The following is a 13,142-nucleotide window of genomic DNA, read 5'->3' on the forward strand; positions in this document are numbered from 1 at the left end:
GTAAACTATCTCGATAAGGAGAATATAAGCTCATGAAGGAATTGCATTATCCGAAGGTGTTTATGCTCTTGGCAGGTCTGTCTGTGGCGACATTGGCCGTATATCGTGTAGTGTCACTACAGACGGATTCGTTTTATGCATTTTTACTCTGGAATTTATTCCTGGCTTGGATTCCGTTCCTGTTCTCTATGGCTGCTTATGAACTGGATAAAAGGAAGATAGGCGGCTTGCTGCTTGTTCCGCTAGGCGTCGCTTGGCTGCTGTTCTTTCCGAACGCGCCTTATCTCATGACGGATCTGGTGCATCTGACGATAAGAAAAAGCAGATATATCGTGGATGGCACCATTCAGAATCGGTATTGGTATGATCTGGTTACCCTCTTATTGTTCACTTGGAGCGGCTGGTTGACTGGTTTCTTCTCTTTATACCAGTTCCAGACGGTTGTTTATCGCAAAAGCAGCCTGCTGTTCTCTTGGATATTCGTATTCGCAGCATGTGTACTTGGGGGGTATGGTGTCCTGCTTGGCCGAGTCTACAGGCTGAATAGCTGGGATGTACTGACGGACCGGCATCAGTTGTACCAACTGGTTATGGACAGCTTGAATCGACAGTCGGTATTTTTCAGCTTGTTCATTGCGTTTGTATTGCTGGTTATCTACGCTACGATGTACTGTTTGCTGAATGGTCTTGGAACCAGTGAAAGAGGAAGGGGCGCTAAGCGCATACGTGGTTAATCCATAAATTCCGGATCAAATTGGTATTGCTTCAGATCTACCACACCTTTTTCATTAAAAATAATCCCTTCCTCCTGTAAATAAAGCTTCTGGAGGGAGTTGGATTCATCTTCAGTCAAGGCGATCATTCCTTTGGCGTTGATAACCCGATGCCAGGGAAGCTTATATTTTCTACTCATGGAGTGAAGGATACGAACTACCTGCCTTGCGCCTCTTGGGCTTCCTGCCGCACGAGCAACGCCTCCGTAAGTCATCACTTTTCCTTCAGGTATAGATTGTATGATACGAATCACTTGTTCTGTAAATGGTGTCATAGGGAGCTCCTATCTTTTATTTTCATCAAATTATACCAGATGATCACTACAATCATAAACATTCAACATGCCGCTGCTAAAGCGGCTTTTTTTTATTTTAACGGATGGACTTTACTCTCCTTTGCGAAGAAGTTGATCCCTTTACAGTATAATTTTGGCGGATAGTATTTAGTGAGATGGGGGATAATTTCTAGGAAACTATTGTGACAGGAGTGACTACTGTGGAGAAACAGACAGCAGATGGTATCCGCAAAGATTCCCTAAAAAATACGACGTCTGGGCAGACTCCGAGTACGTCACTAGATGAAATGATGAATCTGTTTCGACAAATATTCAAGGATGATGGGACACTTAGAATAAGGGTGATAAATAATATCCATAGTGACGGCATCCGCTGCGGATTAGTCTATGTAGACGGAATGGTAGACAGGGAAATGATCCAGTACGGGGTGATAAAGCCTCTAATGGATTTTGATTTTACGGCAATGGATAGCGGGAATACAGCTGAAATGATGGAGAAAATTCGGACGCTGGTTATTAACATTAGTGATGTGGTTTGCTCTACGAGTTTGGATGAGATGGTTAGCGCGGTCGTAGCCGGAAAAACTTTGTTTCTGATGGATGGCTTTGCGGGTGCGCTTAACATTAGTGCGCAGGGGTGGGAAACGAAGGCTATCGCGGAGCCTGTGACGGAAAAAAGCGTAAAGGGTCCGCGAGAAGGTTTTACAGAGTCGCTGCTTGTAAACTTGACGCTCATTCGCCGAAGAGTGCAAAGTCCGGACTTAAAGATTATTTATGGTCAAGTCGGGACTCGCTCCAAAACACAAACTTGTATTTGTTATATCGAAGGTTTGGCCTCACCGGATGTTGTTAAAGAACTGCAGAACCGAATTCAACAGGTGGACATAGATGTTGTATTGGATACGTCTATTCTTTCGGAGCTTATTCGAGATGAACCCTTTTCACCCTTTGAAATGACGGGAAGCACAGAACGTCCTGATTCTGTAGTAAGCAAAATTATGGAGGGTAGAGTTGCCTTATTAATGGAAGGTAGTCCTTATGCAATGACAGTGCCCTATTTGTTTGTGGAGAATTTTCAGGCCAGTGCTGATTATTATATTAACTATTACTTTGGTTCATTTAACCGAATGATAAGGGTACTTGGAGCCTTTTTGTCTATTAGTATTCCTGCTTTGTACGTAGCGTTGGTTACCTATAGTCAGGAAATGCTGCCTACCATGTTGTTACTTAGTATTTCAACGTCGAGAGTAGCCGTTCCTTTTCCAACTGTGGTGGAGGTCTTGTTCATGCTAACGATATTTGAAATTCTGCGAGAGGCAGGAGAACGAATACCGACCTACATTGGTCAGGCGATTAGCATCGTAGGTGCGCTTGTACTGGGTCAGGCGGCTGTGGAAGCGAGAATCGTTAGCGCTCCTATGATTATTGTAGTGGGTTTAACAGGAATTATGGCTTTGCTTAACCCAAGACTGACGGGTCCTCTAATCGTAGTAAGGTCGCTTTTGCTGTTCGTAACCTTTTTTCTGGGATTATATGGGTATTTTTTGGGTGTGATCGGTTTAGTGATTCATTTGATGAGTTTACGTTCCTTTGGGGTTCAGTACATGCTTGGAGTAGGTTCTATTCATCCGCAGGACATTAAGGATACAGCTATAAGGGCGCCGTGGTGGCATATGTATTTACGTCCGGCGATGATTGGAGCGCGTAACCGAAAGAGAAAAGCGACCAATAAAGTAAGGAATCGGTCATGAAAAAAATCAAAAAAGGGTTGCTAGCTTGTATATCGCTATTACTTCTGGTAAGTACCTTGGGTTGTTGGGATTACGCCGAAATTGAAGATAGGGCAGTTGTAGCAGGCGTGGGCATCGATAAGGATTCTGACGGGAAGCTACTAGCAACGGTCGAAATTGTGGATACGAAAGAGGGGATGAAATCTAGTCAAGCGGGTTATAAGATGGTTAGTCTTTCAGGAAAAACGATGTTTGATATTGTAAGAAGCATGATTTCAATCACGGGAAAGAAACTATTTTGGAGTCATTCCAAGGCGATCATCCTCAGTGAGGAGATAGCGAAGGAAGGGGTTGTAAAAGTGATTGATTGGTACAACAGAGATACAGAAACTCGATCGGATGTATACGTGTTTGTTTCTAAAGAGAAGACGGCTCAGGAAGTAATTAATTTAAATAGCTCAACAGAAACTATTATGTCTTATGGTCTTGCTCAGCAGATGGCAATTGAACAAAATGTTAGTACGGCCCCGGTTGTGGAGATTTGGGACTTCATTGAAAAGCTGGAGACGCCCGGGGATTGTGCTATAGCTCCTCTTATTTATATCCACGAAAAAAATGGTCAGAAAAATCCGCGTGTTAGTGGAACTGCTATATTCAAAATGGACAAAATGATTGGCAAACTGAGTGGCGAAGAGACCAAGTACATGTTGTTTATTAAAGATGAGATAAAGGGTGGGGTGTTAACCGTGAATAACGAAAAGGGAGCCCCCGACTTCACACTTGAGATTTTTTCCAATAAAACAAAAGTAAAGCCTGTTTGGGTAAACGGTAAGCTTCAATTACAGATAAATATGGTCACACATACCGGGCTTGATGAGGTAATGACTACTGAAGGATTCACTAGTCTGAATAGTAAGAATGTTATAGAGAAGCGTGCCGCTAAGGAATTACAGAAGCATATTCTCTCTGTAATTAAAAAGTTGCAGCAGGAATATCATTCCGATATTTTTGGATTCGGAGAGATTATCTTTGAGAATATGCCTAAGACCTGGACCGAGCTAGATAAAGATTGGGAGCGGGAATTCTCTGATCTAGATGTGGTTGTAAATTCAACAGTAATTATTGAGAGCAGTGCTCAAAACTCAAGATCTATCCAGATCCATCAAGAATAGGTGATAAAATTGGCTGTTATCGTTGTTTTGATCTACTTTTTTGTTGTATTGATGGATCCTTACGGATTGTTAAAGCAAGGGATGAAACGGGATTTTTATGTGTGTTGTACACTATGTCTGTTTTCTTTCTGTATTGCTTTTGCATTGGCCATGAAATGGCAGCTTCCTAGTCCTTCACCTTTAATTGTAAGCTGGATCAGCAAGTTATTTTAGTTACAAGTCCAAGAGGAGATTTAAGCATGAAAAAAGAGATCATACCCACAGGGCATTCTATAAGTATTGTTGTTCTATTTATTATTGGGACTTCACTATTCATGGGTCTGCCGGGGAAATCGGGCAACAGTAGCTGGATTGCTCTACTTTTTGCCATATCTTTAACGGTTCCCCTGCTGTTTATATACGCCAGATTTCATGTGCTTTTTCCGGGTAAGAATCTATTTGATATATTGATCATCGTATTTGGATCTATCTTTGGGAGAGTAGTTTCTTGTATGTATATATGGTACGCGCTGCATATGGGGGCCCTCGTTCTACGGAATTTTGGGGAATTTAGTAAAACGGTTGCCTTGACAGAGACGCCTATGATTGCACCCATGTTATGCGTAGGTCTGTTATGTATTTGGGTGGTTAAGGCAGGAATTGAGGTGATTGGGAGATGTGCTAAGCTATTTCTGCTGCTTCTTTTAGCTGAGGTTCTGTTTATTGAAATTTTAGCCATTCCCAAGCTCAAGTATCACTATTTGAAGCCTTTTCTTGCCAGTGGATGGTCACCAATATTTGCAGATACATTTGGGTCATTTACTTTTCCTTTTGCTGAAATTGTTCTTTTTATGGGAGTGTTCAGTCATTTACCGGCAAAAGACTCAGCCAAAAAGATTCTGCTAAGCGGATTGCTGATTTCTGGTGGGGTGATTTTGCTCGTTTCTCTGCGGAATTTGCTGATTCTCAATCCTGATATTGTTCAAAGTTTATACTTCCCCTCTTATGTAGCGGTTAGTCGGATTAATATAGGGGATTTTTTGACCCGAATGGAGGCATCATCAGCACTTGGATTTGTCATCACGATATTCATAAAGACTAGCTTATGTTTATATGTGGCTAGTGTTGGAGTCGCTAAATTATTCAAACTGAAGAGCTACCGATCCGTTGTGCTTCAGCTGGGATTGATTATGGTTTATTTCTCTCGATTTATCTTCAAGGATATTATGGAGATGCAGCATTTTGCCTATACTATTTATCCAATATATGCGCTTCCTTTTCAGGTGATTATTCCGTTGATATTGTGGATTTGTGCTGAAATTAAGGTTAGTAAAAGTAAAAATAAGCAGGTGGCATCACAGCAATAGACCTACTTTCGAACATTCCTGATCTCTAGTAAAGATTAGGAATTCTTTGATTTTAAAACTAAACATAAGTTAGCTATAATGATAGATATATATAGAATGGTTGTTTTAGAAAAGAGGGAAACAGGTATGAACGTCAGCAACATCATTATGTCCTCTTATTGGGGTAGAGAGGTTAGACATAAATATATTACTCAAGGATCTAAGGCATTGGCTGTTATTTTTCCAGGTAAAAATTACTCGGCTGAACGCCCCCTGCTAGATTATGCGGCCAAAGCAGCTCGGGAACATAATTGCGATGTCCTGCTGCTTGAATATGGCTACCAGAGTGCTAGAGTAGGTTTTAAGCGTGATGAAATGATTATTCTCATTCAGGAATGCAAGGCGGCCATTGCATCTCTTCCTGAATACAAAAAGATTCTATTCATTAGCAAAAGCGTGGGTTCGGTCATAGCAGGGAGAATTGCAGAAGAGCTAGAAATACAGAAAAAGACGTCTCATCTATATATAACACCATTACCTGAGGCGATCCCTTTGATACAGCAGAGTCGTGGGACTGTAATTTATGGGGGAAGCGACCCTTTATTTAGCGAACAGCTTTCTGGTGAAATTAGTGGGCTTCATCATTTGAAAGTGTATAGAATCGATGATGCTAATCATAGCCTTGAGGTAGAGCAGGTCAACGAGTCACTAGCCATTCTGCTTGTTATTATTAATTTTTATCATGAATTTTTCCGTGATGCTTTAAATACATAACCTTTGGAGGATGCTGATTATGATTTTGGAAGCTGCGATGCTGCAAGTGAAGCCTGGTTTAACTACTGAATTTGAAAAAAGCTTCAAGGAGGCATCGAGCTTAATTTCTTCGATCGAAGGCTACATAGGGCATGAATTGCAACATTGCTTGGAGGATGAACATAAGTATCTACTGCTTGTGAAGTGGAGAACGCTTGAAGATCATACCATAGGATTCAGAGAATCCAGCCAGTATCAGGAATGGAAGGCGCTACTTCACCATTACTACAACCCATTTCCGGTTGTTGAGCATTTTACCCGCATTAATCTGGACTAAATGGAGGCTGCCGAATGAAGGCGAAGCTTGTTGGGAAAGGCAGAACAGCGGAGATCTGGCAGCATGATGATCAGAGGATTCTTAAATTGTACCTAGAGGATGTTTCAGAACAGAATATTAGCCGAGAATATAAGATCAGCCAGTTTGTGCACTCGCAGGGCGTCCGGACACCACAGCCATTTGAACTCATTTCTGAACAATCAAGACAAGGTATTGTATTTCAACAAATTAAAGGTCCCTCCCTGCTAAAGGTGATGGGTGAGAAGCCTTGGAAAGTTAGTAAGTATGCCAGAATGATGGCTAGGCTTCACTACGATTTGCATAAGCTTGAAATTACTGAGGAGATTGGACAGCAGAAGGATATGTTGAAGTGGAATATCATGGGGGCTCCAATGCTTAGTGAAGATGAGAAGTCAGCCATCCTGCGCTATCTGGAGAAGTTACCACAAGGAACCTATTTATGTCATGGAGATTTCCATCCTGACAATGTACTTATGGATGATCAGCTCTGGGTAATCGACTGGATGACAGGTGTGGTGGGAGAACCAGCGGCCGATGCTGCGCGATCTGTAGTGATGTTCAGTATGGGAGCCATGCCCCCTGGAGCCTCTGCCTTATCGAGAATGATGATAGGTTTTATTAGAAAGAAATTAACCAAGGGATATATTCAGGAGTATCTCCGTTTATCAGGACTCACCTATGAGGACGTAGACCACTGGATTTTGCCGATCGCTGCCGCGCGTCTGGTGGAGGGGCTTTCGCCTTCAGAGAAGGAGCTGCTGGTAAAAGAAGTTCGTAAACGTCTACAAACCTTAGCCGCAGAGGTAAGCTGATCATGGCACAAAAACGGAGGCGTATTCTATGACTACCTATATTGCGCTGCTGCGTGGAATTAACGTCGGCGGGAACAAAATTATTAAAATGTTGGACCTGAAGGCGATGTTTCAGACTCTTGGATTTGAAAATGTACGAACGTATATTCAGAGCGGAAATGTTGTATTTGAGAGTGATGAAGGTTCGGAGAGTCTGCTTACTGGAGTCATTGAACGTAAGATTCATGAGGTTTTTGGATTCGAGGTCTCTGTTATTATCCGTACCTTAGCAGAAATGGAGAACGTGATCGCTAACGATCCCTTTCAGCTCTCCGAGCCAGAGGAATTCAAAAGATGGTATGTTACTTTTTTACCAGTCGAGCCTTCAGCGGAAGCATTGGATAAACTGCGCACTTATGAGGATGGAACAGATAAAGTGCGTTTTGTCGGCAGAGAGATGTACGTGTTATATGAGGTCAGTGTGAGCCAGTCGCCGCTTTTCAAGGTTCCTTTTGACAGAATATTGGGTATGACGCTTACAGCACGTAATTGGAATACGGTGAATAAGCTTGTTACTATGGGCAGAATGGAATAGTCTATTTTAAAATATTTGCTTGGGTTGGGATTTGAACAGAAAGCCTCCACAGTTGTGGGGCTTTTTTTGCGTTCTGGTGGCCTTGTATATTCAGCAAACATTCAGCTTGGACTCATTGAGAGTTAAGGTAAGGGTGAAATAATACACCTACAGAAAGTTTGAACCGGGGGCACAGAACTGCCGGAATTATAGACGATCAAAGGATAGGAGTGGATGGAGATGAGTAGGTTCAAAAAAATAAGCTCGGATCTTATACTTTGGCTCATTTTATTACTTGCCGCTTTTTTGTATGGTTATGGAGTTTGGAACGACCACTATGTGAATACATACTACACCACCGCGGTGGGAAGTATGCTGCAGAACTTTCATAATTTCTTCTTCGCTTCATTGGATTCCGCGGGTTCAGTAACGGTGGATAAACCACCAGTTACCTTTTGGATTCAGACACTTAGCGCACTTATCTTCGGGCTGCATGGTTGGAGTGTGATTTTGCCACAGGCACTCGGCGGCGTGGGCTCCGTGTTACTTGTATACCTGCTGGTGAAGCCTACCTTTGGCAGAGCGGCAGCACGTATAGCAGCTCTAGTCATGGCGACTACTCCGGTAGCAGCGGCAGTCAGCCGGACGAACAATATTGATGCACTGCTTGTATTCACCCTTCTGCTTGCGGCATGGTTTTTATTTAAAGGGACGAAGAGCAACAAGATGGGTAGCCTTCTTACCGCATTTGCGTTAATCGGTGTTGGGTTTAACGAGAAGATGCTGCAGGCGTACATGGTTCTGCCGGCTTTTTATTTCTTTTATGTCTTAGCTGCCAAAGTGAACTGGAAGCGGAAGACGGGAGTATTGGCAGCCTCCACAGCAATATTGCTTGTAGTCTCCTTATCCTGGGCAGTGATCGTGGATTCGATTCCCGCCAGCAAACGGCCTTATATCGGCAGCAGTGGTACCAATTCAGTGCTGAATCTTGCTTTTGGGTACAATGGCGTTGCCCGATTAACGGGGGATCGTGGGGCAGGTGGTGGTGGCGGTGGAATGCCAGGAATGAATGGCGGTGAGATGCCAAACATGAACGGTGAAATGCCCGCGATGAATGGTGAGATGCCAAACATGAACGGCGAGATGCCAGCTATGGATGGGTCAGGCAGTAATAATGGCACTGATGGTGGACGTGCAGCATTTTCGGGCCGGCAAGGCACAAATTCGACCTCAAATAGCCAGACTGGTGACGATGATGGAGGTGCACCAGGTCAGCCTCCTAGTGGAACAGACAGTCAAGGCCGGCAATTTGGTGGCGACGACGGCGGGCGAGGAAATCGCGGCGGCATGAATGGCGGTGGAAGCGGAGGCGGAATGTTCAATACAGGAACAGCAGGCCCACTGCGCCTGTTCCAATCAGAACTGTCAGGTCAAGCTAGCTGGATGCTGCCTTTTGTATTGCTAGGCATCATTGGATTATTCGCCAATCTGCGGAGAAAGAACTTTACTCAGGCTCATAAAGAAGCTCTCTTCTGGTTAGCGTGGCTGGTGCCCGTTATGGGGTTCTTCAGTATCGCAGGGTTCTTCCATCAATATTATCTGGTGATGATGGCTCCGCCAGTTGCAGCGTTAGTCGGTGCAGGATGGTCAAAGCTGTGGACGCTATATCGCGAGCACTCTGGTTGGCTGTCTTGGTTATTGCCAGCCGCAACGCTGGTTACAGCAGGTTTCCAGTGGTACATTGTTCATCCTTATAACGATACGATCGGCAGTGGCTGGTCCATTGGGATTTTAGCTGCAGGCATTGTGGTTTCGCTGGTACTGGTAGTTCTTAAAGGCAAGAAGAAATCCTTTATATATACGACAGGCATTGCAGCCGTATTAGTATTGTTAATTGGGCCGCTTTACTGGGCAGCTACCCCCATTACTTATGGCTTGAACAGTCAAACCCCTGAGGCGGGCCCGACTAGTAGTGAGGGTAGAGGGGGAATGGGAGGCAGTCCAAGCAATTTTGGACGTAATAGCGCCGCAAGTGCGAATGAGAGTCTGTTGTCCTATTTGGAGGAGAACAATACTGGGGAGCCCTATCTTTTCGCTACATTGGATTATGGCACAGCAGCTCCTTATATCGTTGACAAGGGTACATCGGTAGTTATTTTGAACGGATTTTCTAACTCAGACACCGTGTATACCCCAGATACCCTAAAGGCGTTTGTAGAGAGTGGAAAGGTGAAGTACTTCCTGATCAATAGCGGTGGTATGGGTGGTGGACGCGGGGGAAGCTCCGAGTTAACGACTTGGATCACAGAGAATGGTACAGAAGTTCCAGCAGCCGATTGGGCAGGAAGCGATGGAGGAAATAGCGGGACATTATACAAAGTTACTGTAAACTAGGCGAATGTTAATCCTATGAGGCGTGTTATGAGATAGATCAGGCACGCTTCATTATTCAAATTTAAGGAGGAGCTGCTCATGAGTACCAACGTGCGCTATTCCATTATTATACCGATGTTTAACGAAGAGGCGGTCATTCAAGAGACGTATCGACGTATCAAAAAAGTAATGGGTTTAACTAATGAAGTGTATGAGCTGATCTTTGTGAATGACGGCAGCACAGATAATTGCGCCCAGATGATTGAGGAATATAGCTACTGGGATGAAAGTGTGAAACTGATCGACTTGTCTCGTAACTTTGGACATCAGATCGCTATTACTGCCGGAATGGATTACGCCCTAGGGGATGCAGTTGTCATTATTGATGCCGATTTGCAAGATCCGCCGGAACTGATTCTGGACATGATTGCGGAATGGAAGCAGGGGTATGAAGTTGTATATGCCAAAAGGATAAAGCGCAACGGAGAATCCTTATTCAAAAAGTGGACGGCCAGTCTCTTTTATAGAGTGCTACGTTATTCAACCGATATTTCAATACCTGTAGACACGGGGGATTTCCGCCTCATCGATCGTAAAGTCTGTGAGGAGCTCAAACGCCTGCCGGAGAAAAATCGGTTCGTACGCGGGCTAGTCAGTTGGGTCGGTTTTCGGCAAAAAGCCATTGAATATGAACGCGATGAACGTCTGGCTGGAGAAACTAAATATCCGCTGAAACGGATGATCAAGCTCTCTCTGGATGGAATTACTTCCTTCTCTTATAAGCCGCTGAAGCTGGCAGGATACCTTGGCGCACTGCTGTCGGCCTCCGGCTTTCTATATCTGATGTATGTGCTATATCTGGTGATTTTTACGGATTCAGTCGTTAAGGGCTGGGCATCGATGATCGGAATCACACTGACCTTTAATGGCTTTGTGCTCATTATGTTAGGGATTCTGGGTGAGTATGTCGGTCGGATTTATGATGAGACCAAGGGACGTCCGCTCTATATTGTTCAAGAGTTCTATGAAGGTAAGAAACAGCAGGATGTTCGTGAGCAGCAAGTTCTACATCGTCAATAAATGTAAGGGGAGGGATTCGTTGTGAAGATTAGAAAAGCGGTTATTCCCGCCGCGGGTTTAGGCACTCGTTTCCTGCCTGCAACTAAGGCTCAGCCCAAGGAAATGCTGCCCATTGTGGATAAGCCGGCGATTCAATATATCGTAGAAGAAGCTGTTCGATCCGGCATTGAAAGCATCATTATCGTGACGGGTCGCAACAAGAAGTCGATTGAAGATCATTTCGATAAATCAGTGGAACTGGAACAGACGCTTTTGGAAAAAGGAAAAGAGGAGCTGCTTCGTGAAGTCCAAGCGATTAGCGAACTGGCCAGCATTCATTACATTAGGCAAAAAGAGCCGCTAGGACTAGGTCACGCCATCCTTTGTGCGGAACAGTTCGTTGGCGATGAGCCCTTCGCTGTTCTGCTCGGTGACGATATCATGGTCTCGGAGGACCCGGCGCTGCTGCAAATGATGCGATTATATGAACAAGAGGAGAAGACCATCGTCGGTGTTCAGTCGGTACCACGGCAGGATGTTCATAAATACGGAATTATTTCATCAAGCGGTTCTCTACAAGGCGTCCATGAAGTTAAAGGTTTGGTGGAGAAGCCCTCCCCGGATACGGCACCTTCAGAGCATGCGATTATGGGACGTTACATTTTGGAGTCTTCGATATTTTCAGTGCTGGCTAACCTTGAACGGGGAGCAGGTGGTGAATATCAACTGACTGATGCATTGCATGAGGTATGTCGTAATGAAGGTTTGCTGGCCCTGGATTTGATCGGCAAACGTTATGATATTGGTGATAAATTCGGCTACATTCAGGCTACGCTGGAGGTCGGATTGATGCGGGAGGAGTTGCGTCCATTACTGGTTCCGTATTTGAAGAAACTGGCTGCTAGTCTGAAGGAAAGTGAAGAAGTGGGGGCGTTACCTTGGGGTACACGCTAGTGATTGAAGGAGACTGTTTCAAACGATCCTAACATCGTCTTCGGCGGCGGTGGGATGATGTTTGGGGCAGTTTTTTTGCGCGTGGGGCGTTTACAGGGCAGTTGGGGATGAACAAATAAGTGTACTTTATACAATTAAAAAGCGCATCAGACTGCTATGGATCGACTTAGTTACACTTGATACACTTATTTCTTCAAAATCCAATGGAAATACTCTTTCCATCTGTTTTTAGTTGCATAAACTACACTTAAAAGAGTCATAGAGGGGCTAAAATATGAAATACCTGCACCAAATGCAGTTATTTTTTGCGATATAAAAAATCCGGAGGACAGATTCCTAAGAATCGTCTCCGGATCTATATTTTCAGTCATTGATTAAGCCTTTAGTACATCATGATCCACGTAACGCGCACCATTTAACTCGCTAATCACATTAATGGCTACCTTCGCGCCATCGCCTGCCGTAATAATGGCATGTACACTTACTCCGGCAACGGTACCTGCAGCCCAAATGCCTTCAATATTTGTTTTGCCTTCTGGATTAACAGCGACAACTGTTTTGATTCTTGGCTCTGTACCATCCTTAGTTTCCACGCCTGCTTTGGCGGCTAGATCGGTAAGGGCGCCTGTTGCAAGAATAACATGTTTGGCTTCATAAATGATTCCATCTTCGGTCTCAATGACAAATCCGTTGCCGCTGGAAGTGAGGTTAATAGCTTGTTCTGCTACTAGCTCAGCGCCGAATTTGACGGCTTGCTTATGTCCGGTTTCTACGAGATCAGGACCGCCTACTTCGGAAATTCCATAAAAGTTCTCAAACCATCCTCTACGGGTCATGCCTTTATCATTGTCGATCAGCAGCGTTTTTTTGCCCGCCTTGGCGGCGAACAGGGCTGCGCTTGCACCGGCAGGACCGGCTCCAATTACGGCGATTTCGTACATTTTTTTGACCTCCTCAAAGTTTTGCGGAGCGTGGCTCCTTACA

General features: G+C 44.3%; 14 protein-coding genes. 12 read left to right on the forward strand and 2 right to left on the reverse strand.

Translation table 11 applies throughout. The features are described from left to right. Positions 1–32: 32 nt before the first annotated feature. On the forward strand, positions 33–734 hold the full coding sequence (locus ACFWMP_RS29855; protein ID WP_076285900.1) for a DUF1361 domain-containing protein: 702 nt from the start codon (positions 33–35) through the stop codon (positions 732–734). Here ACFWMP_RS29855 and ACFWMP_RS29860 read toward each other — a convergent pair. Continuing rightward, positions 731–1,048 (reverse strand): MGMT family protein, encoded by a 318-nt coding sequence (locus ACFWMP_RS29860; protein ID WP_042184593.1) that lies wholly within the window; start codon positions 1,046–1,048, stop codon positions 731–733. The two genes, ACFWMP_RS29855 and ACFWMP_RS29860, sit on opposite strands and share 4 nt — an antisense overlap. 39 nt (positions 1,049–1,087) lie before the next feature. On the opposite strand from ACFWMP_RS29860, the gene ACFWMP_RS29865 reads away from it, so the two are divergent. The 11 genes from ACFWMP_RS29865 (at position 1,088) to galU (ending at position 12,158) form a co-directional block, all read left to right on the forward strand. After that, a complete protein-coding gene (locus ACFWMP_RS29865) occupies positions 1,088–1,213 on the forward strand; it encodes a hypothetical protein (RefSeq protein WP_379425963.1) in 126 nt (41 codons plus the stop codon). A 56-nt stretch (positions 1,214–1,269) separates the two neighbouring features. Continuing rightward, a complete protein-coding gene (locus ACFWMP_RS29870; protein WP_379425965.1) occupies positions 1,270–2,820 on the forward strand; it encodes a spore germination protein in 1,551 nt (516 codons plus the stop codon). Continuing rightward, entirely contained in the window at positions 2,817–3,971 is a 1,155-nt protein-coding gene (locus ACFWMP_RS29875; protein WP_042184597.1) for a Ger(x)C family spore germination protein, read from the forward strand. Before ACFWMP_RS29870 ends, ACFWMP_RS29875 begins: the two co-directional genes overlap by 4 nt. Before the next feature lie 239 nt (positions 3,972–4,210). After that, positions 4,211–5,317: a GerAB/ArcD/ProY family transporter gene (locus tag ACFWMP_RS29880; RefSeq protein WP_042184601.1), complete on the forward strand. Its 1,107-nt coding sequence runs from the start codon at positions 4,211–4,213 to the stop codon at positions 5,315–5,317. Between the two features lie 126 nt (positions 5,318–5,443). Beyond that, a complete protein-coding gene (locus tag ACFWMP_RS29885) occupies positions 5,444–6,070 on the forward strand; it encodes a hypothetical protein (protein WP_339244592.1) in 627 nt (208 codons plus the stop codon). Positions 6,071–6,089: 19 nt separating this feature from the next. Further along, positions 6,090–6,386, forward strand: a complete 297-nt coding sequence (locus tag ACFWMP_RS29890; protein WP_379425968.1) for an antibiotic biosynthesis monooxygenase family protein — start codon at positions 6,090–6,092, stop codon at positions 6,384–6,386. Positions 6,387–6,400: 14 nt separating this feature from the next. Beyond that, on the forward strand, positions 6,401–7,219 hold the full coding sequence (locus ACFWMP_RS29895; RefSeq protein ID WP_379425970.1) for a phosphotransferase family protein: 819 nt from the start codon (positions 6,401–6,403) through the stop codon (positions 7,217–7,219). Between the two features lie 28 nt (positions 7,220–7,247). Beyond that, a complete protein-coding gene (locus ACFWMP_RS29900; protein ID WP_379425971.1) occupies positions 7,248–7,793 on the forward strand; it encodes a DUF1697 domain-containing protein in 546 nt (181 codons plus the stop codon). 219 nt (positions 7,794–8,012) lie between these two features. Further along, positions 8,013–10,166, forward strand: coding sequence for a glycosyltransferase family 39 protein (locus ACFWMP_RS29905; RefSeq protein WP_379425973.1), 2,154 nt, complete (start codon positions 8,013–8,015; stop codon positions 10,164–10,166). Positions 10,167–10,244: 78 nt separating this feature from the next. Then, positions 10,245–11,225 (forward strand): glycosyltransferase family 2 protein, encoded by a 981-nt coding sequence (locus ACFWMP_RS29910; RefSeq protein WP_042184612.1) that lies wholly within the window; start codon positions 10,245–10,247, stop codon positions 11,223–11,225. A 21-nt stretch (positions 11,226–11,246) separates the two neighbouring features. Next, positions 11,247–12,158: a UTP--glucose-1-phosphate uridylyltransferase GalU gene (galU, locus tag ACFWMP_RS29915; RefSeq protein ID WP_379425976.1), complete on the forward strand. Its 912-nt coding sequence runs from the start codon at positions 11,247–11,249 to the stop codon at positions 12,156–12,158. Between the two features lie 374 nt (positions 12,159–12,532). On the opposite strand, the gene ACFWMP_RS29920 is transcribed toward galU, so the two are convergent. Next, a complete protein-coding gene (locus tag ACFWMP_RS29920) occupies positions 12,533–13,099 on the reverse strand; it encodes an FAD-dependent oxidoreductase (RefSeq protein WP_042184618.1) in 567 nt (188 codons plus the stop codon). Positions 13,100–13,142 lie beyond the last annotated feature (43 nt).

The organism is Paenibacillus sp. NPDC058367 (assembly GCF_042723305.1).
GTDB lineage: Bacteria > Bacillota > Bacilli > Paenibacillales > Paenibacillaceae > Paenibacillus_AQ.